Genomic DNA, 17,738 nt, shown 5'->3' on the forward strand with positions numbered 1-17,738 from the left:
CAGGCGGTGTGCAGCATTCCTCCCCCACCTACCTGGCCCCCGCCCCCTACGCCCCGTCCTCCTCACCCCCGCCCCGCACCCTCGGGCTCGCCCTCTTCGCCACCCGCTGGCTCCAGGCCCCGCTCTACTTCGGCCTGGTCGCGGTGCAGGGGGTGTACGTCTACAAGTTCTTCTACGAGCTGTGGAAGCTGATCCTCACCTGTGTGGGAGGGCGGGCCACCGAGACGTATGTGATGCTCGCCGTCCTGAAATTAGTGGACGTGGTGATGATCGCCAATCTGCTGATCATGGTGATCGTCGGCGGCTATGAGACCTTCGTGTCCCGGATCGGCCTCCAGGGCCACCGCGACCAGCCCGAATGGCTCTCGCACGTCAACCCGAACGTCCTCAAGGTGAAGCTGGCCACCGCGATCGTCGGGATCTCCTCGGTCCATCTGCTCCAGATGTTCGTGGATGTGCACCGCACCTCCCGCCACTCCCTGCTGTGGGGAACGGTGATCCATATGGCGTTCATCGTGTCGGCCGCGATCCTCGCCTATATGTCCGGGCCGATGGCCGCCCGCGCCGACCAGATCCACAGCGAGATCCAGCAGCAGTACCGCGAGGCCCATTCCCGCGCCGACGACCAGGACGCCCCCGCGTCCCCGTCCACGCCCCCGCCGGGGCCGACCGCCGCGATCCCCGCGCCCCGCACGGGTGAGCCGGGCGCGGAGTCCCGGATCACCGAGGCCGGATTCCCCTCCCGGACCCTCCTGGAGCATTTCGACGCGGACCACCCCCGGCTGTTCGACCGGGAGCGGATCGCCCGCCTGGGCAAGCTGGACTTCCTGATCGCCCGGCACAACGTGGTCTTCACCGGCCCGCCCGGCACGGGCAAGACCCATCTGGCCGTCGGCCTGGGCGTACGGGCCTGCGAGTCGGGCCACCGGGTACTGTTCGCGACCGCCGCGGAGTGGGCGGTCCGGCTGTCGGGCGCCCGCACCGCCGGACGCCTCGACCAGGAACTCACCGAACTGGACGGCTACGGACTGCTCATCGTCGATGAGATCGGCTATGTGCCGTTCGACGCCGACACCACCGCGCTCTTCTTCCAACTGGTCGCCCACCGCTACCAGCGCGGCTCGATCGTCGTCACCGGAGACCGCCCGCCGGGCCGCTGGGACGAGATCTTCAGCGGCCCCGCCGCGGCGGCGATGGCGGACCGGCTGGCCCACCACGCCGAGATCGTGCGGCTCGACGGGGACAGCTACCGCACCCGGCGGCTCACAGCAGGGGCGTGAGCGAGGGCAGCACGATGTTCTGGAGCAGCGGCCCCTCCACCGTCACCCCCTCCGTGATCAGCGTCTCCGCCCCGGCGAGGGGCAGCGGCAGCGGGGACGGGTTGTGAGGGGCCGCGGACACGGGGGACCGAAGAGCCGAGGGAGCCGCCGGAGTGACGGCACCGGCCTCCGGGGCGAGCACCCCCAGCAGCGCGGCGGCGGAGATCAGCGCGGTGAGCGAGACGGCGACGCTGGTGGACGGGGCGGGGACGGAACGCTGGGCACGCATACGGGCGTCGGGACCTTTCCGAAGGGGGTGAGGAGAGGGGCGAAGGGGCGCAAGGGCTGAGTGCTGAAGGAACTGCCGGAGCCGCCGAGCACCGACCTCCCAAAGGTCAGGTCAGGTCCGGCGGGAGCGGACCACCCCGTGGCTGCCCGTCCCCGCCCACCCCGATGCGACCCGCCCGGCAACCTCCCCCATGGGAGCGAAGCCCCCGGCGTGGCGCGCATGAATCGCCGCGTACACCCGGCGGAGTGACGGGGACCCCCGTCAGCGCGGCCCAGGCTCTCGCCCACCGGCTCCGTGATCCCGGTCAGCGCCGCCCAGGACCCTCGCCCTCCGGCTCCGCGCCCCCCGTCAGCGCCGTCCAGGACCCTCGCCCACCGGCTCCACGCTCCCGTCAGCGCGGCCCAGGACCCTCCCCCGCCAGCTCCGCGACCCCCGTGATCCGGTGCAGTGGATACGTCCGTACCTCGTCCGCCGTATGGTCGTACGCCGTCACGAAGCCGCCCTCGACCCGCACCGGGGCGATCACCCGCTGACTGGCCGCGCCCTCCGCGTTGACATAACCGATCCACAGCGCCTGCCCCGTGAGCACGGCGGCCTGCACCGCCGCCAGGGTCTCGGCGGGCCCGGTGCGGGGCAGCTCCCCGCCGGTCGTCTCCGGGGTGACCGGCCGGCGTGGCGCGGTCGCGGCGAGATCACCGGCCCGGATCGCCCGGATCGCCGCCGTCAGCAGTGTCGCGTCCGGCGGCGGCGGACCGTCCGGGACCGGCTCGGGAACGGCCCGCGGCGGCGTACGGCGGGCCAGCGCGCGGGTGATCAGCACATCCCCCTCCGCGGACTCCGCGGCCGGGGCGAACCCCATCGCCCGCAACCCCTCCAGCAGCGCACCCGGATCGCTCTGCGCGGCCAGCACGGTCGGCGCAAGGCGCCGCAGCCGCAGCCCGGCGGAGCGCTTGTCGGCGAGGATCTCGCCGAGCACGGCGTCGTCGTCGCAGCGCACATACGCGGAGGCGGCGCCCACCCGCAGATGGCCATGTCTGCGGGCCACGTCGTCGATCAGATAGGCCAGCGGCTGCGGCACCGGCGTACGGGAGTGCGCGGCGAGGAAGGAATGCAGGTCGGACGCGGTCTGACCGGCGTCGAGACCACGCCGTACGGAGGCCGGGGTGAACCGGTACACCGTCGCCCCGCCCTTGGACTCGACGTCCGCGACGACCCCCATCACCTCGGCCAGCGGACGCCGCAGCGGACCGGGCGCGACGGCCGTCAGATCGGCCTGGAGCAGCACATGGTCCAGCGGCTCGGGCAACTGCGGGGCCAGCAGCCGGGCCGCCGCCGCACCGGCCACCGTCTGCTCGGCGGCGGACAGCGGCTCCGGCGGCGGGACACGGTGGTGCAGATGCCGTACGGGCAGCTTGTCCCCGGCGTCGGCCGGACCGTCGCCCGCCACGGCCGCCGGGCCCCCGGCCGGAGCCGCCACCGCCGCCGCCCCCACCGCCGCCGCCCCCACCGCCGCCGCCCCCACCGCCTCCGGCAGCCCCAGCAGCGCCCGCCCGAACGCCGACAGCGCGCCCCGCCCGGTGACCCCCAGCAGCTCCGCCTCCGACAGCGCCCAGCGCGCCAGCCGCTCCCGCAGATCGTCCTCCCGGCGCGGCGGACGCTCCCAGCGCAGCCGGTCGAGGACCGTCGCCGGGCCCGGAGCACCGCCCGGCGCCAGCCCGCCCAGCAAGGTCAGCACCCGGTGCCGCACCTCGGGCGCCGCCGCGCGGTCCAGCCCCGGGCCGAGCGCCGCCAGCGTGCGGTCCTTGCCGTCCCGGCCGCCGACCAGCCCCGGCGCGCGCGTCCCCGACAGCCACGCCACGGCCAGCCCCGCCCAGCGCTCGGCGGCGGGCCTCTCACGCCACTCGTCGTAGCGCGGTGTCACCGCGTACCGCTCGTCGGCCTCGCCGTCGGAGGCGATCAGCCCGGCCGCGTACGCCAGCTCCACCCAGAACGCGGCGACCGGCTCCGCCACGTCCAGCGCCACCGCCGTCCGCTTCAGATCACGCACGCTCAGCCCACCGGCCCGCAGCACCGCGGGACCGCCCTCGTCCCAGTCCCCCAGCAGCTCCTCGACCGTCGCCAGAGCCGTGAACGCCTGTCCCGCCGCCGTGGCGTCCACCAGCCGGGGGGAGTGCGTGGCGGCCGGGACCACCGCCGTCGGCAGCGGCTCCGGCGCCCGGTGCGCCCGCCCGTCGCGCAGATGCAGCGCCACCTCCCGGGGCAGCACCACCGTCCCGGGCGCCGTCGGCAGCAGCAGCCCGCGGTCCAGCAGCCAGCGCAGCCGGGGCGCCGGATCGGCCGTGACCTGCCCGTACGGCGGCCCCCACACCAGCCGGGCGAGTGCCTCGAGGGACTCCGCCGGAGCCTTCGCCAGCAGCGCGGACAGCCGCGCCCGGTCGCTGAACAGCGCGCTCAGCGAGGCCGCCGCCGACACCGCGTCAGGCGTACCCGGCAGCCCCGCCGCCGCCACGATCTCCTGCATCCGCCCCGGCGACATCCCCGCCGACGCCTCCCGCACGGCCGGCCCGAGCCCGGTCGGCGACGGATACTGAACGGACGGCGCCAGCAGCTCCCGCGCCGTGCGCACCAGCCGCAGCCGGTCGTCGCCGCCCCACACCAGCGCCAGCTCGCGCAGTGTGCCCACGGCGCCCGGCAGCGCGCCCGCGACCACCGCGTCGCCCTCGTCGCCCGCCATCAGCGCCAGCAGCTCCCCGTACGACGCCGGATCGGGGGCGACGGCCAGCGCCTGCGCGGTCTGCTGGGCGAACCGGTCCAGCCGCTCCAGCGCCCGCAGCACCGAGGCACGGGTGGCCGCGCGGGTGGCGAGCTGGGTCAGATCCGTCGGCACCGGCGTGATGAGATCCGGGCGACCGCGCAGCAGCACGGCCAGGGAGGCGTCGTCCCTGGCGCGGAGCGCCTCCGCGAGGGAGCGCGGGGCGGGCGCCGGCTTCTCGTCGCTCATCCGCTCCACGTTAGCGGGTCCCTACGACAGCCCGCCCTGTGTCCACGCCCCCTCCTGACCCCGCCCCGCCCGGAAAGGCCGAACCCCGGCCGGTGCGGCCCCATATGCCCGCACACCCCTGCGCTACCGTCGTCCCGTGGGGATCGAGAGCGACCAGGTCGTCTACGAGTATCTGAGCCGTGTCGGCGATGTGGCGCAGCAGCGGCAGCTGCCCTCGGCGGCCCGGATGCGGCTGGTCAACCAGTTGCGCGACGAGATCGACCGGCGCCGCGCCAAGGTCCCCGTCGACAGCCCCGCCGCCGTACGCCGCATCCTCACCCGGCTCGGCACCCCCGACGAGATCGTCACCAAGGCGGGCGGCGACCCGGTCGTCCCCGACACGCCGAGCCCCGGCGTCCCCGTCCAGCGCGAGGACGGCACGCCCCCCGCCCGCACCGGACGGCTGCGCCGGATGATCCCGAGGCCCCGCACCGCGGACCCGGCGGACGGACCCGACCCGGGCCCGCCGTTCGACCCGGCCCCCGGACCGTCCGCGCCGCATGTGGCCCCCGCCCATGAACTGGGCGACCCCGCCACCCAGCCCGACTGGTGGCGCACCGACAGCAGCCCCTTCGGCCCCGGCGACGAGGTCCCCGGCTTCATCGGCGGCGTGGAGATCCCCGAACTCCTCAAGCCGCCACCGCGGGGGGACGACGACCCGAAGGCGAAGAAGCCCGGACCGGCGGACGACGACGAGGAAGACACACCGGAGCCCGAGGAACCGGAGGACGCCGAGGAGGGCCGGACCCGCCGTTTCCTGCCCCGGCTGCCCCGCCTGCCCGAGGGCCGCTCCTGGCAGAACCCGCTGCTGCTGATCGCCGCCGCCCTGCTGGTCGCGGGCGCGGTCCTCGGCAACCTGCTCCCCCTCGCCCTCGGCTGGCTCATCGCCTGGGCCTCACGACGGCTGACCCCGGCCGAGACGAAATGGGCGGTGGTGTGGCTGCCCGGTCTCGCCGTCACCGCCGGGGTGGTCTGGCTCTGGGGCCGCGCCGACGGCCGCTGGGGCGACCCCCTCACCGAGGGCCATATGCGGGACGCCCTCGGCGAGACCTGGCCGTGGGTCCTGCGGGGCGCGGCCGTCGCGTCGGCGGCGTTCCTGGTCTGGCGCTCCCAGCGCGACCGGTAGCGCCGGGGGCCGTCACCCGCCGACCGCCACAAGGGACCCATGATGGACCCATGACTGACTCCGCCGCCGCCCCCACGCCGGTCCCCGCGCCCACCGTCGGGTTCGACCTCGACATGACGCTCATCGACTCCCGGCCCGGCATCCACGCCTGCTACCGGGCGCTGGCCGAACGGACGGGGACCTACATCGACGCCGATCTGGCGATCACCCGGCTGGGCCCCCCGCTGGAGGAGGAGCTGATCCACTGGTTCCCGGCCGAGCGGGTCGCCGAGACCGCCGACCTGTACCGCTCGATGTACCCGTCCATCGCCATCGCCGCGACCCCGGCCATGCCCGGCGCGCACCAGGCGGTGGCGGCGGTCCGGGCGGCCGGTGGACGGGCGGTCGTCGTCACCGCCAAGTACGAGCCCAACGCCCGCCTCCACCTGACCCACCTGGGCATCGAGCCGGACGCGGTGGTCGGCGACCGGTGGGCGGAGGCGAAGGCGGCGGCCCTGCGCGAGCACGGCGCCACCGTCTATGTCGGCGACCACGTCGGGGACGTCCGGGGCGCCCGCGCCGCGCACGCGCTGTCCGTCACCGTGCCGACCGGGCCCTGCGGCGCCGACGAACTGCGGGCGGCCGGGGCGGACGTCGTCCTCGCGGACCTGACCGCGTTCCCCGGCTGGCTCGCGGACTACCTGGAAGCCGCCGCCGACGAAGCCGAGGCCGCTGATGCGGATGCGGACGCGGCCCGCGCCTGACGCCGCCCCGCCGCCACCGACCGCATCAACCCCACCCCCGCGATCAGAAAACCGACGCCCATCAACATGCTCAGCAGGAACATGTAGGTCGGAAAAGGCGTCGAACCGAGAAACAGCGGGGTCACGGTGACGACGGTGGCCACCGTGCCGACCAGGAACACCACGCCACCGGCCCGGATCAGGCGGTCACCGGGCGCGGCGGAATTCGTTTGGGTTTTGTCACGCACCCGACCAGGGTAGTTCCCAGCGCAAAGGAACAACCGGGCGACGTCTTGTCACCCGCCCCAAGACCATTAGCCTTGGTAGCGCTTGGTAGCGGCGGGTCACGGTCGACCCGCCCCAGTGCTGTCAAGAGCCGTTTCCGAAGCAGTTTTCCGACGAGTACGAGGACGAGGACAGACGTGCCTACCGGCAAGGTCAAGTGGTTCAACAGCGAGAAGGGCTTCGGCTTTCTCTCCCGCGACGACGGCGGTGACGTCTTCGTCCATTCCTCGGTTCTCCCCGCCGGAGTCGAGACACTCAAGCCGGGACAGCGCGTGGAGTTCGGAGTGGTCGCCGGACAGCGCGGTGACCAGGCCCTTTCGGTGGTGCTGCTGGACCCGACCCCGTCGGTCGCCGCCGCCCAGCGCAAAAAGCCCGACGAGCTGGCCTCGATCGTCCAGGATCTGACGACCCTCCTGGAGAACGTCACCCAGACCCTGGAACGCGGCCGCTACCCCGACAAGACGGCCGGCAAGCAGGTCGCCGGACTGCTGCGCGCGGTCGCCGACCAACTCGACGTATAGGAACCCGGAAGAACCCGGACCTCAGGGGAAATCCAGCGCGTTAGGGCCGAGGGGCGGAAGCAGCCCCTCGGCCGCCGCGCGTGTGAGGAGTCCGCGGACCGCCGCATAGCCGTCCGTACCGAGGTCGGCGGTGAATTCGTTGACGTACAAGCCGATGTGCTGATCCGCCACCGACGGGTCCATTTCCTGGGCATGTGCCCGCACATAGGGCCGGGACGCCTCCGGGTCGTCCCACGCCGCCCGCACCGAGGCGCGGATCGCGTCCGCGATCCCCACCAGCCGCTCCGTACCCAGCGACCGCCGCGCGATGATCGCGCCCAGCGGGATCGGCAGCCCGGTGGTGCTCTCCCAGTGCTCGCCCATGTCGGCGAGCTTGTGCAGCCCGTAGTCCCGGTACGTGAAGCGGGCCTCGTGGATCACCAGACCGGCGTCCACCCGGCCGTCCCGCACCGCGGGCATGATCTCGTGGAACGGCAGCACCACGATCTTCCCGAACCCGTCCGGCAGAGTGTCCGCCGCCCACAGCCGGAACAGCAGATACGCCGTCGACCGCTCGCTCGGCACGGCGACCGTGGCACCCGCGAGATCGACGCCCGCCTCCCTGGCCAGCACCAGCGGACCGCAGCCGCGCCCCAGCGCCCCGCCGCACGGCAGCAGCGCGTACCGGTCCAGCACGTACGGCAGCACCGCGTACGACACCTTCAGCACATCCAGCTCGCCGCGCTCGGCCATGCCGTTGGTGAGGTCGATGTCCGCGAACGTCACCTCGAGGGCGGGGGCACCGGGGACCCGGCCATGGGCCAGGGCGTCGAAGACGAAGGTGTCGTTGGGACAGGGGGAGTAGGCGATCCGCAGCGGGTCACCGGGCGTCGTCGTCATATCGCTTCCAACTCTCCAAGGCGGGTACGAGCTTCCCGAACCCCTCCGTCAGCGCCGCCAGGGCGTCGGGAACGCGCCACGCGGCCCGGTCGCGCGGCCCGACCGCGTTGGACACGGCCCGCAGCTCCAGCACCGGCACACCGTGCGCGGCGGCGGCCTCGGCCACCCCGAACCCCTCCATCGCCTCGGCCAGCGCGTCCGGGTGCGCGTCGCGCAGGTCGGCGGCCCGGGACGCGGTGCCGGTGACGGTCGACACGGTGAGCACGGTCCCCGGGAGCGCGCCGGTCGCCAGTGCCACGGCGGTGACCAGGGCGGCGGGCGGACGGTGGGTGACGGTCCCGAAGCCGAGGGCGGTGACCGGCACGAAGCCGTCCGCGGTCTCCGCGCCCAGATCGGCGGCGGTGATCGCGTCGGCCACGACGAGCGAGCCCAGCGGGGCGCGCGGGGCGAAACCACCGGCGATCCCGGCACTGACCACCAGGCCGTAGGGACGGCCCGCGAGGGCGGCGGCGGTCAGCGCGGTGGCGGTGGAGGCGGCGGCGAGCGCGGGCCCGACACCGGCGGCGAGCAGCTCGGGCCCGGCGGGGGTACGCAGAAGGGGGGCGCGGAGGCCGGGGACGGGGATTTCCGTGCCCGTGTCCGGGCCGTGGGCGCCGGAGCCGGGGAAGGCGTGCGCCACCGCGTCCCGTTCGGCGGGGACGGCGGTGGCGACGAGGACACGCATCAGCGCACTTCCGGACGGGCCGGGACCGTGCTCAGCCTTCCTTCTTCAGCTTGAAGGACCACAGCCCGAAGCTCTCGGTCTCGCCCTCCTTGATGGACACCGTGGTGGTGTTGCCGGTCGCCCCGTACTGGGCGTTGAAGAAGACATTGGCCGGGATGGTCCGGTACGTCTTGTCGTAGGACTCCGTGAGCTGCTGGCCGTTCATCAGGATCGTCCAGCCCTTCTTCGCGATCTCCGGGTCGACACCGAAGCGGACGACCTCGTCCGGGTCCGCCGAGATCGTCTTGATGTCCGTGTCCCGCAGGCACGCGGTCAGCTCGGCGGCCGACAGCGCCTTGCCGTCGTTGTAGCAGGTCGCCTCGGAGCTGACGGAGTTCGTACCGACCGTGATCGTCGCCATCGGCGTCGGCTTCTCACAGGCGGACAGAACGAGCAGTCCGGCGGAGACGGCGCCGGCGGCGGCGACGCCGCGGCGGCGCACACGGGATTGCATCGTGGTCATGGCCGAAGGTTATCGGGCGCACGCGGCACGGCCGTCATGCGGGGTCGCGGCCATGTGGGCGGTAACCGGGGGCGGGTGGGTGCCGGGTGGTCACGCCACTTCGGGGCGGGCGCGTCCGCCGCGCCGCGCCGAGCCCAGCAGCCCGCGTACGGTGCTCAGCCACCCGGCGGCGATGATCACGGCGGCCACGGACAGCCCGAACGGGCCGTTCAGCGGCAGCGCGATACCGATCGCCCCGCCCACCACCCACGCCATCTGGAGCAGCGTCTCCGAACGGGCGAACGCCGACGTCCGCACCTGTTCCGGTACGTCCCGCTGGATCAGCGCGTCCAGCGACAGCTTCGCCAGCGCCTGCGCGAACCCGGCCGCCGCCGCCAGACACGCCACCAGGAACGCCCCGAAGAACACCGCCGCGACGATCGCCACGCCCAGCACGAACGCCACCACGGTCACGATGATCAGCTCCGGCGCGCGGGAGCGCCGCCACGCGCCCACCGCCGTACCGCACGCGTTGCCCGCGCCCGCCGCGACGGCCACCGTGCCCAGCGAGACCGCCGCGCTCTGCCCGGTCAGCGGGTGCTCGCGCAGCAGGAACGCCAGGAAGAAGATCAGGAAACCGGAGAGACAGCGCAGGGCGGCGTTCGCGCCGAGCGCGTGGGTGACGGCGATGCCCACGGTCCGCAGACCCGGCCGCCGTATCGGTTTGCGGTGCGGGCCGTGCAGATGATCGGCGTCGGCCGCCAGCAGCGCGGTGTCCTCGCCCTTCGCCGAATCCACCTTCGGAGGCAGCGAGAAGGAGAGCAGCATCCCGGCGATGAAGATCACGAAGGCGCCGTACAGCGGCCAGCGCGGCCCGATGAACTGGAGCCCGGCGCCGATCGGCGCGGCCACGCCGGTGGCCAGCAGCCCGCCGAGGGTCACCCGGGAGTTCGCCTTGACCAGCGAGAACTTCGGCGGCAGCAGCCGGGGGACGACGGCGCTGCGGACGACGCCGTACGCCTTGGACGCCACCAGGACGCCGAGCGCGGCCGGGTACAGCTCGATGCCGCCGGTGATCACCGCGGTCGACAGGACGAGGGCGAGCAGGGCGCGGGCCAGCATCGCGCAGGCCATCGCCAGCCGGCGGCCGTGCGGGACGCGGTCCAGGAGCGGGCCGATGACGGGGGCGAGGAGGGCGAACGGGGCCATGGTGATGGCGAGGTAGAGGGCGACGCGGCCCCGGGCCTCGTCGGTCGGCACGGAGAAGAAGACGGTGGAGGCGAGGGCGATGGTGATCATGACGTCACCGGCGCCGTTCACCGCGTGCAGCTCGATGAGTTTGCCGAGGCCGGATTCGCCGGCGCCGTTGGCGTTGGTGGCCTTGCGGATGCCGTGGGCTGTGCGGGAGAAGGGGGTACGCAGGGCGTGGCCGAGCGTCCGTAGGGCGGTGCGTGCCCTGCGTTCCCGCTCGCGTCTGCCTGCGGCTGCCACGCCGTTCATAGTGCCCCGAGATGGGGCTGGGCTCACGCGTTTCCCACCCACCCGCCCGTGACCCGGCGACGATCGGTCGCCCCCACGGCGTGTCCCGTCCCCGGCGTGAGCCGACCCACCGGCGTGGCAGCCCCTTGTCCCACCCACCCGCCCGCGACCCGGCGACGAGCGGGCGTCCCCACGGCGTGTCCCGTCCCCGGCGTGAGCCGACCCACCGGCGTGGCAGCCCCTTTTCCCACCCACCCGCCCGTGACCCGGCGACGATCGGTGGGTGGGGGGTGTGCCCGGCGTGGGCGGGCGGGTGCGGCGTGGGTCCGGCGTGGGTGGCCGGACCCGCAACACGCCGAGTAAAACCCCGCCGCTTCGTCACGAATGGGCGTCGGTGTAGGCCCCCGGACGGGGAACAGGCAGAATGGGTGACGTAGGTGCGCCCGAGCGCGACAGGCGTGGACGTCGACGCGGTCTTCCGTTCCGCTCCGTCCCCCCAACCGCCGGAGGCAAGCCGCACCCGGTAGCGACGGCGTAGGAGAGAAGCGATACCTGTGAGCGCAGCGACAACGCGAAGCCGTACCCCCGACCGTCTGTGCGCCGAGGCCGTCGATCTCGCCCGCGCCGCCGCCGAGGAGGCCGCCGCGCCGGGGGTCGTCGGAGAGCACACCGGGCTGACCTCCGACGGCGACCGGGTCGTCACGCATCTCTTCGAGTGCAAGGAACTGGGCTATCGCGGCTGGCGCTGGGCCGTGACCGTGGCCCGTGCCTCCCGCGCGAAGGTCGTCACCCTCGACGAGGTCGTCCTGCTGCCCGGCCCGGACGCCATCCTGGCCCCCGAATGGGTGCCGTGGAGCGAGCGTCTGCGCCCGGGGGACATGGGCCCCGGCGACCTCCTCCCCACCGACGCCGACGACCTCCGTCTGGAGCCCGGCTACACCGGCGAGGACGCGCCCCCGCCGAACTCCGCCGTCTCCGAGGACATGGCGGAACTGGTCGAGGCGGAGGACGCCGAGGTCACGGACGGTCCCCCGGCCGACCTCCCGTTCGCCCCCGCCCGGGGTTCCCTCGCGGCGGTCGCGCAGGAACTGGGCCTGGGCCGCGCCCGCGTCCTGTCCCGCTACGGACTGCATGTGGCGGCGGACCGCTGGGAAGAGGCGTTCGGCGCGAAGACCCCGATGGCGCAGGCCGCGCCCGCCCCGTGTGTGAGCTGCGGTTTCCTCGTCCCGATCGGCGGCTCGCTGGGCCAGGCGTTCGGCGTGTGCGGCAATGAGTTCTCCCCGGCGGACGGCCGACTCGTCTCCCTCACCTACGGCTGCGGAGGCCACTCGGAGGCGGCGGTCATGCCGACCCCGCCCCAGCCGCCGCCCCCGGTCATCGACGAGACGAAGGTGGACGACTTCCCGCTCCACCCGGACGCGGAGACCCCCGACGAGGCCACGGACGAGGCCACGGCGGAACTGGGCCACTCGTAACCACCCCGCCCGCCCGACCGCTCGACCCCGACTCACCCACCGTCACCGGTCCGAGTCGGGGCGGAACGGCACCCCCTCCGGCACTCCCCTCACTCCCCTCACCCCCCGATCCCACGCCCCGCGCACACCCCCACCCCCCGCGCTCTTCCTCACCACCCCTGCACCCCAACGCGGCCCCCAAGGGTGGATCTGTACGCCCCTCACCTGCGTGGACGCAGCGCCCGCACGCCCTTCGCCGTCAACACGGCGGTTCACCCCAGGCGGGGATGGAGGGGTCTCGCACCCCGGTGGTCCACTTCTGCGCGGCCCGGTCGCCCCGACCGTGCCCTTGACTTTCGTCCGCAGGAGACCCGCATGACCACCAGCAAGAAGCTCCCCGCGCTCCTCAGCCTGCCCGCGCTGCTCTCCCTCGCCCTGCTGACCCCCAGCCCCGCCGCCGCCACGGTCTCCGGTGACGGTGGCGATCGGATCGGCGTGCTGAAGGCGGACGGCCAGGCGTTCGTGAAGGCGGGCGGGCTCAGCGCCGACTGGGTGCTGGAGTCGGAGGACATCAAGCAGATCGTGCTGTCCGGGGACCGGATCGGCGTGCTGAAGGGCAACGGCGACGCGTACGTGAAGGAGGGCGGCCTCAGCGCGGAATGGGTCCTGGAGTACGACCACGTCAAGCAGCTCGCGCTGTCCGGCAACCGGATCGGCGTGCTGAAGGACAACGGCGACGCGCTGGTGAAGGAGGGCGGGCTCAGCGCCAACTGGGTCGTGGTCAACGACCACGTCAAGGAACTCGAACTCTCCGGTGACCGCATCGGCGTCGTACGCGGCAACGGCGAGGCCCTGGTGAAGGAGGGCGGGCTGAGCGCGAGCTGGGTCGTGGAGATGGACAACGTCATCGACATCGACCTCGCCGGGAAGCGGATCGGCGTCTTCAAGGGCAACGGCGACGCGCTGGTGAAGGAGGGCGGGCTGAGCGCGGAGTGGGTCGTGGAGTACCACAGCGTGATCCAGCTCGAACTGTCCGGTGACCGCATCGGCGTCCTGAAGGACAACGGCGAGGCCCTGGTGAAGGAGGGCGGGCTGAGCGCGGAGTGGGTCGTGGAGAACGACCACACCATCCAGATCGCCCTGTCCGGCAGCCGCATCGGCATCGTGAAGGGCGACGGCAACGCCTACGTGAAGGAGGGCGGGCTGAGCGCGGAGTGGGTCCACGAGGCGGGCAACGTCACGGAACTCGCCCTGTCCTGACCCCACCGCGGTCTCCGCTGAGAAACCCGCCCAGGACGGCTCGGACACCGGCACCACCAACACCGGTCCGGCCGCCCTGGGCACCGCTGTTCAGGGCGGACGACGGTACCGGGATCATGCGCGTACGTCCGGTCGGGGCGGCGGGCGATCTCGATGTCCCGGGCCCAGATCAGCATCCACGCCGAGAGGGGGCTCAGCGACTGCCACGCGACGGCCTGGGCGAACGCCTCGTCCTTCGTCGCCCGCATCTCGCCCAGCCGCTCGGGGGCGACCACGGCCAGGGCCGCCCGCAGCGCGTCGGGCGTCGGCTCCGGCCGGGGGATCACGCTCACTCCGCGTAGCGCGGCAGGCCGTCCGTGGCGATGGTCCATTCGCCGATCGTGACGTCCTCTCCGTACACGAAGTCCTTGCGGGTGGCGTAGCGGGGGCCGTCCGGGGTGGGGTGGATGTCGGTGAGGACGGCGCCGGTGCCGGTGCGGGGGTCGAAGACGGCGTAGACCGGGATGCCCATGAGCGGGTAGTCCCGCATCTTGGCCACCCAGTCGTTGTCGGGGTTGGAGCGGGAGACGATCTCCACGGCGGCGAAGAGGGTACGGGGGTCGAACGAACCCGGGACCTCCATGTCCTGCAAGGCGATCACCATCAGGTCGGGACGGCGCATGATGCCTTCGGGTTCGTTCTCGACGTCGGGTTCGCCGGTGTGGGCCACGATCTCCTCCGGCATCGTCTTCTCAAGACGCCGACGCAGGTGCACTGCGGTCAGCTCATGCGGACCAACGGGCGCCATCATGTCGTGGACGATTCCTTCCTTGGTCACTTCGAACTTGCCGGGGAGCGAGTCGTCCGTCGACTGCACGAAGCTCCGCATGGCCCGATACCGGCTGGAGGCGCTGTCCTGTGCGTTGTCCGGTGCGATGGTCATCGGCGCTCGCTCCTCGTCTGTGCCCAGAGGCAAGGGTCGTCCCCTTCATGCTAGGCAGACGCTCTCTCAGCGGCCCGGCATTTCCGGCACCGCCCCTCTCCCCGGAACGCCAGGTCGCAGCCGTCGCAGTTGATCAGGGGTGGACGGGGGCTGGGGAGTGCTGGTGGGGCCCTGAAGGGGGGAGGGGGCGGGAGGCCCTCGGTGAGGCGGTGGGCGAGCAGCGAGGCCGGGCGGTGCAAGGGCTCGGCGGGCAGTCCGGAGACCAGGGCCCGGCGTACGGCGGTCTCGCTGACGTCTCGTTCCAGCCAGGCGGCGACGCCCGGGGCGAGGTGTTCCGTGTCCGGTGCGGAGAGGAGGAGCCGGGAGTCTGTCCGGCGCAGGCCAGTCAGCAGGTCCGTCGCGATGCGCAGCAGCTCGGGGGCGGTGCAGGACGGCTGCGGGACGGGCGGGAGCTGGCGCTTGCGCGGCTCACGTCGACGCGCCGGGGGCGGCGGCGAGGGCTGTGCGGCGCGGGGTTCGTCGCGGTGGTGGCCCGGCCGGTTGCAGGAGGTCGTCCGGGTGACGATCTGGCCGCTGGGCGTCCGTAAGCGGGTCCGGTGCAGATAGCCGTGCTGCTCCAGTTCGCGCAGCGCTCCGGCGATCCGGGCGGCGCCCTCCGGGAAGCGGGCGGTGAGGGACTTGATGTCGACGCGGGCGCCCTGCGGCAGCGACTGGATGTGGCAGGCGAGACCGATCGCCAGCAGCGACAACTCCTTGTGTTGGGCAAGGTGGTTGCCGATCACCGTGAAATGGGTGGTGTGGCGGGCGTTGTCATGATTCAAGCCATGCCGGGGAGGGTTCTTTTCCGCCGCCGTACGAGACTCGGCGGGGGGCGGCACGCTAGTGTCGTTTTCATCCATAGCGGAAGGCTCGACTTCCTAAGTGGTCAGGCCCTCGCCATATGGGATGGCAGTCCCGGCGGGGGCCGACGTATGTGTGTACGCGGTTGCGTGCCGCCGAGCGTAGATCAAAGAACTGCGCGTGAGTCCAGTGAAGTTGAGGAAATTCACCCTTACGGGTGACGTGGCTCTTGCGGACGGGAGGAGGGGTGGGGCTTGGTCGGGTCCTTTTCCCTCGTTGCTTTAAGTAGGTAGTCGCCGGTGCAGCCGAAGCACGGGGAACCGGGTTCCGGTAGGTCCACCTTCAGTTCCGCCCAGACGGTCTTGCGGGGCCGGGCCCCGACGGAGGCGCCCCAGCGGTCGGCGAGCGCCTCCACGATGAGCAGTCCCCGGCCGGACTCGGAGTCGTCCTCGGGCGGGGCGAGGTGGGGCATGAGGTGGCCCTGCGTGTCCGTCACCTCCATCCGGAGCGTGTCCTTGACGACGTACAGGGTCAGCCGGAAGCAGCGCCCGGAGATGCGCCCGTGGGTGGCGGCGTTGGCGGCGAGTTCGGCGACGATCTGACGGGCGGGGTCGAGGGGAAGCCCCCACTCACTGAGCCGCTCTTCGGTGATCCGCCGCGCGGATCGGGCCCCTCGGGGGGTGGGCATCAGCCGGATCGTGAAGCTGAGGAAGGGGGGAACCAGGTCAATTTCCTGGCCGGTGGTTTCGTTGTTCACATCACCCAGCGTGGCGGGACGTGCGTACCGTGAACAGTGACGGTGGATGTGCGTACGGTGACTGTCCGCCGTTGTCCAGGGCTGTCCGGGCGTGTAAGGAGGAGCTGATGTCGGTGGAACCGGACGAGGCGGACGAGCCGGGATGGGAAGTCGACCCGGACGATGAGTGGGCGTTGGCCGTTGTGGCCACAGTGGGACGGCAGTTACGGCTGCGGCGCGAGGCGGCCGGAATGAAGGCCCCCGACTTCGGCATGGCGATCGGCTATGGCGAGGACATGGTCTACAAGGTGGAGGCGGGGACGCGGATTCCCCGGCCCGAGTACCTGGACAAGGCCGACGGAGCGCTCGGGGCGGAGGGCCTCATCTCCGCGATGAAGGAGGACGTGGCCAAGGTCCGGTACCCCAAGCAGGTACGGGACTTGGCGGCGCTGGAGTCGCGAGCCGTCGAGTTGATGTCGTACGGCAGCCACGCCATGCACGGGCTGGTTCAGACCGAAGAGTACGCGCGGGCTCTGCTGATGACTCGTAGGCCCTCGCCGCCGAACGGAAAGCTCGACCGGGCTCTGGCTGGCCGCATGGCCAGGAAGGCCATATTCAGTCGCTCACCGGCACCGGAGCTGAGTTTCGTCCTGGAAGAGACGACGCTCCGGCGACCGGTCGGAGGCAAGATGGTGCATCGAGCGCAACTCGAACACCTGTTGGGAGTGGCCCAGTTGCGAAACGTCGAGCTTCAGGTGATGCCGATGGAGCGCTGGGACCACCCGGGAACGGGCGGAAGGATTCAGGTGCTGAAGTTCGCGGACGGCACGGCCGTCGGCCGCCTGGACGACGAGTTCAACGGTCGTCCGGTCCAAGATCCACGGCAGCTCCGAATCCTCGAACTGCGCTATGGCATCATCCGAGCCGAGGCTCTGACCGCTCGGGAGTCACTGGCCTTCATCGAGCAACTGCTGGGAGAGACATGAACCGCAAGGCAACCGCCGAGGGCACCTCTGATCTGGCGTGGTTCAAGAGCAGCTACAGCGACACCAGCAACCCCAACGACTGCGTCGAGGTCGCCAACACCCCGGAGACGATCCACGTCCGCGACTCCAAGGACGTGAACGGTCCCCGTCTCGCGCTGACCCCGGCCGTCTGGACGGCGTTCGTGGACCACACCTCGACCCGCTGACAACCGACATTGGGGGAAGCATGATCCGCGAGCCCTCGCTGCGGTGGTTCAAGAGCAGCCACAGCAGCAGCAGTGAAGGCGACTCGTGCGTCGAAGTCGCCTTGGACTGGTTCAAGAGCAGCTACAGCGACAGCAACAACCCCAACGACTGTGTCGAGGTCGCCACGACCCTGGGCACTGTCCACGTTCGCGATTCCAAGAACGTGGACGGTCCCCGGCTCGCCCTCGGCCCGGCGGCCTGGACAGAGTTCCTCACGCTCACAGCGACCTCATGAGCCGGGAGCTCTCCCTGCTCTGGTTCAAGAGCAGCCACAGCAGCAGCGGCGACGGCAATGACTGCGTAGAAGTCGCCCTCAGCTGGCACAAGAGCACCTACAGCAGCGGCGCCGAGATCGAGTCCTGCATCGAGGTCGCCGCCACCCCTTCCACCATCCACGTCCGCGACTCCAAGACCGTCGACGGCCCCCGCCTCGCGCTGAGCCCGGCAGCCTGGACGGCGTTCGTCGGACACACATCCCGCTGAGACCGA

The 17,738-nt window shown here is 72.4% G+C and carries 20 protein-coding genes and 1 pseudogene; 10 read left to right on the forward strand and 11 right to left on the reverse strand.

Annotated elements, in window-relative coordinates; translation table 11 throughout:
- Positions 1 to 8: 8 nt before the first annotated feature.
- Complete coding sequence (istB, locus tag AB0D49_RS12225) at positions 9 to 1,280, forward strand: IS21-like element helper ATPase IstB (RefSeq protein ID WP_362755021.1); 1,272 nt, start codon at positions 9 to 11, stop codon at positions 1,278 to 1,280.
- Here the strand turns inward: istB and AB0D49_RS12230 are convergent.
- Both AB0D49_RS12230 and AB0D49_RS12235 read right to left on the reverse strand, forming a co-directional pair.
- Positions 1,264 to 1,548 (reverse strand): hypothetical protein, encoded by a 285-nt coding sequence (locus tag AB0D49_RS12230; RefSeq protein WP_362755024.1) that lies wholly within the window; start codon positions 1,546 to 1,548, stop codon positions 1,264 to 1,266. The two genes, istB and AB0D49_RS12230, sit on opposite strands and share 17 nt — an antisense overlap.
- A 391-nt stretch (positions 1,549 to 1,939) precedes the next feature.
- Positions 1,940 to 4,549, reverse strand: a complete 2,610-nt coding sequence (locus AB0D49_RS12235) for a helicase C-terminal domain-containing protein (RefSeq protein WP_362755027.1) — start codon at positions 4,547 to 4,549, stop codon at positions 1,940 to 1,942.
- Positions 4,550 to 4,685: 136 nt separating this feature from the next.
- Here AB0D49_RS12235 and AB0D49_RS12240 point away from each other — a divergent pair, with 136 nt between their 5' ends.
- Both AB0D49_RS12240 and AB0D49_RS12245 read left to right on the forward strand, forming a co-directional pair.
- Entirely contained in the window at positions 4,686 to 5,714 is a 1,029-nt protein-coding gene (locus AB0D49_RS12240) for a hypothetical protein (RefSeq protein WP_362755030.1), read from the forward strand.
- Between the two features lie 50 nt (positions 5,715 to 5,764).
- Positions 5,765 to 6,457 carry a haloacid dehalogenase-like hydrolase gene (locus AB0D49_RS12245; protein ID WP_362755033.1) on the forward strand — a complete coding sequence of 231 codons (693 nt, stop codon included), beginning with the start codon at positions 5,765 to 5,767 and terminating at the stop codon, positions 6,455 to 6,457.
- Here the strand turns inward: AB0D49_RS12245 and AB0D49_RS12250 are convergent.
- Positions 6,391 to 6,684 (reverse strand): hypothetical protein, encoded by a 294-nt coding sequence (locus tag AB0D49_RS12250; RefSeq protein ID WP_362755036.1) that lies wholly within the window; start codon positions 6,682 to 6,684, stop codon positions 6,391 to 6,393. The two genes, AB0D49_RS12245 and AB0D49_RS12250, sit on opposite strands and share 67 nt — an antisense overlap.
- A 174-nt stretch (positions 6,685 to 6,858) precedes the next feature.
- Between AB0D49_RS12250 and AB0D49_RS12255 the strand changes: the two genes are divergently transcribed.
- Complete coding sequence (locus tag AB0D49_RS12255) at positions 6,859 to 7,242, forward strand: cold-shock protein (RefSeq protein WP_351145089.1); 384 nt, start codon at positions 6,859 to 6,861, stop codon at positions 7,240 to 7,242.
- 21 nt (positions 7,243 to 7,263) lie between these two features.
- On the opposite strand, the gene AB0D49_RS12260 is transcribed toward AB0D49_RS12255, so the two are convergent.
- The 4 genes from AB0D49_RS12260 to AB0D49_RS12275 form a co-directional block, all read right to left on the reverse strand.
- The gene (locus AB0D49_RS12260; protein ID WP_362755041.1) at positions 7,264 to 8,121 is read right to left on the reverse strand and encodes a 1,4-dihydroxy-6-naphthoate synthase; all 858 of its coding nucleotides are present in this window, start codon (positions 8,119 to 8,121) and stop codon (positions 7,264 to 7,266) included.
- Positions 8,102 to 8,845, reverse strand: a complete 744-nt coding sequence (locus tag AB0D49_RS12265) for a futalosine hydrolase (protein WP_362755045.1) — start codon at positions 8,843 to 8,845, stop codon at positions 8,102 to 8,104. Before AB0D49_RS12265 ends, AB0D49_RS12260 begins: the two co-directional genes overlap by 20 nt.
- 31 nt (positions 8,846 to 8,876) lie before the next feature.
- The gene (locus AB0D49_RS12270; protein WP_362755048.1) at positions 8,877 to 9,347 is read right to left on the reverse strand and encodes a DUF2771 domain-containing protein; all 471 of its coding nucleotides are present in this window, start codon (positions 9,345 to 9,347) and stop codon (positions 8,877 to 8,879) included.
- Positions 9,348 to 9,437: 90 nt separating this feature from the next.
- Positions 9,438 to 10,826, reverse strand: coding sequence for an MFS transporter (locus AB0D49_RS12275; protein WP_362755051.1), 1,389 nt, complete (start codon positions 10,824 to 10,826; stop codon positions 9,438 to 9,440).
- A 533-nt stretch (positions 10,827 to 11,359) separates the two neighbouring features.
- On the opposite strand from AB0D49_RS12275, the gene AB0D49_RS12280 reads away from it, so the two are divergent.
- Positions 11,360 to 12,280, forward strand: coding sequence for a DUF3027 domain-containing protein (locus tag AB0D49_RS12280; RefSeq protein WP_362755054.1), 921 nt, complete (start codon positions 11,360 to 11,362; stop codon positions 12,278 to 12,280).
- Positions 12,281 to 12,634: 354 nt separating this feature from the next.
- Positions 12,635 to 13,519, forward strand: a complete 885-nt coding sequence (locus tag AB0D49_RS12285; protein ID WP_362755057.1) for a peptidase S1 — start codon at positions 12,635 to 12,637, stop codon at positions 13,517 to 13,519.
- Between the two features lie 131 nt (positions 13,520 to 13,650).
- On the opposite strand, the pseudogene AB0D49_RS12290 reads toward AB0D49_RS12285, so the two are convergent.
- From AB0D49_RS12290 to AB0D49_RS12305, 4 genes and pseudogenes are all read right to left on the reverse strand, one after another.
- A pseudogene (locus AB0D49_RS12290) lies at positions 13,651 to 13,890 on the reverse strand (hypothetical protein); the annotation flags it as partial.
- Positions 13,848 to 14,441 (reverse strand): Uma2 family endonuclease, encoded by a 594-nt coding sequence (locus AB0D49_RS12295; protein ID WP_362755060.1) that lies wholly within the window; start codon positions 14,439 to 14,441, stop codon positions 13,848 to 13,850. The pseudogene AB0D49_RS12290 and the gene AB0D49_RS12295, both read right to left, overlap by 43 nt.
- Positions 14,442 to 14,491: 50 nt before the next feature.
- Positions 14,492 to 15,340: a helix-turn-helix domain-containing protein gene (locus AB0D49_RS12300; protein WP_362755063.1), complete on the reverse strand. Its 849-nt coding sequence runs from the start codon at positions 15,338 to 15,340 to the stop codon at positions 14,492 to 14,494.
- 152 nt (positions 15,341 to 15,492) lie between these two features.
- The gene (locus AB0D49_RS12305) at positions 15,493 to 15,969 is read right to left on the reverse strand and encodes an ATP-binding protein (RefSeq protein ID WP_362755066.1); all 477 of its coding nucleotides are present in this window, start codon (positions 15,967 to 15,969) and stop codon (positions 15,493 to 15,495) included.
- Between the two features lie 176 nt (positions 15,970 to 16,145).
- On the opposite strand from AB0D49_RS12305, the gene AB0D49_RS12310 reads away from it, so the two are divergent.
- Genes AB0D49_RS12310 through AB0D49_RS12325 form a run of 4 tightly spaced genes read left to right on the forward strand, consistent with a single transcriptional unit; the run spans position 16,146 to position 17,732 of the window.
- A complete protein-coding gene (locus AB0D49_RS12310) occupies positions 16,146 to 17,003 on the forward strand; it encodes a helix-turn-helix transcriptional regulator (RefSeq protein ID WP_362755069.1) in 858 nt (285 codons plus the stop codon).
- On the forward strand, positions 17,000 to 17,209 hold the full coding sequence (locus tag AB0D49_RS12315; protein ID WP_362755072.1) for a DUF397 domain-containing protein: 210 nt from the start codon (positions 17,000 to 17,002) through the stop codon (positions 17,207 to 17,209). The genes AB0D49_RS12310 and AB0D49_RS12315 overlap by 4 nt, the downstream gene beginning before the upstream one ends.
- A gap of 20 nt (positions 17,210 to 17,229) precedes the next feature.
- On the forward strand, positions 17,230 to 17,484 hold the full coding sequence (locus AB0D49_RS12320) for a DUF397 domain-containing protein (RefSeq protein WP_362755075.1): 255 nt from the start codon (positions 17,230 to 17,232) through the stop codon (positions 17,482 to 17,484).
- On the forward strand, positions 17,481 to 17,732 hold the full coding sequence (locus tag AB0D49_RS12325) for a DUF397 domain-containing protein (RefSeq protein WP_362755078.1): 252 nt from the start codon (positions 17,481 to 17,483) through the stop codon (positions 17,730 to 17,732). Before AB0D49_RS12320 ends, AB0D49_RS12325 begins: the two co-directional genes overlap by 4 nt.
- Positions 17,733 to 17,738 lie beyond the last annotated feature (6 nt).

The organism is Streptomyces sp. NPDC048290, from assembly GCF_040652095.1.
Classification (GTDB): Bacteria; Actinomycetota; Actinomycetes; order Streptomycetales; family Streptomycetaceae; genus Streptomyces.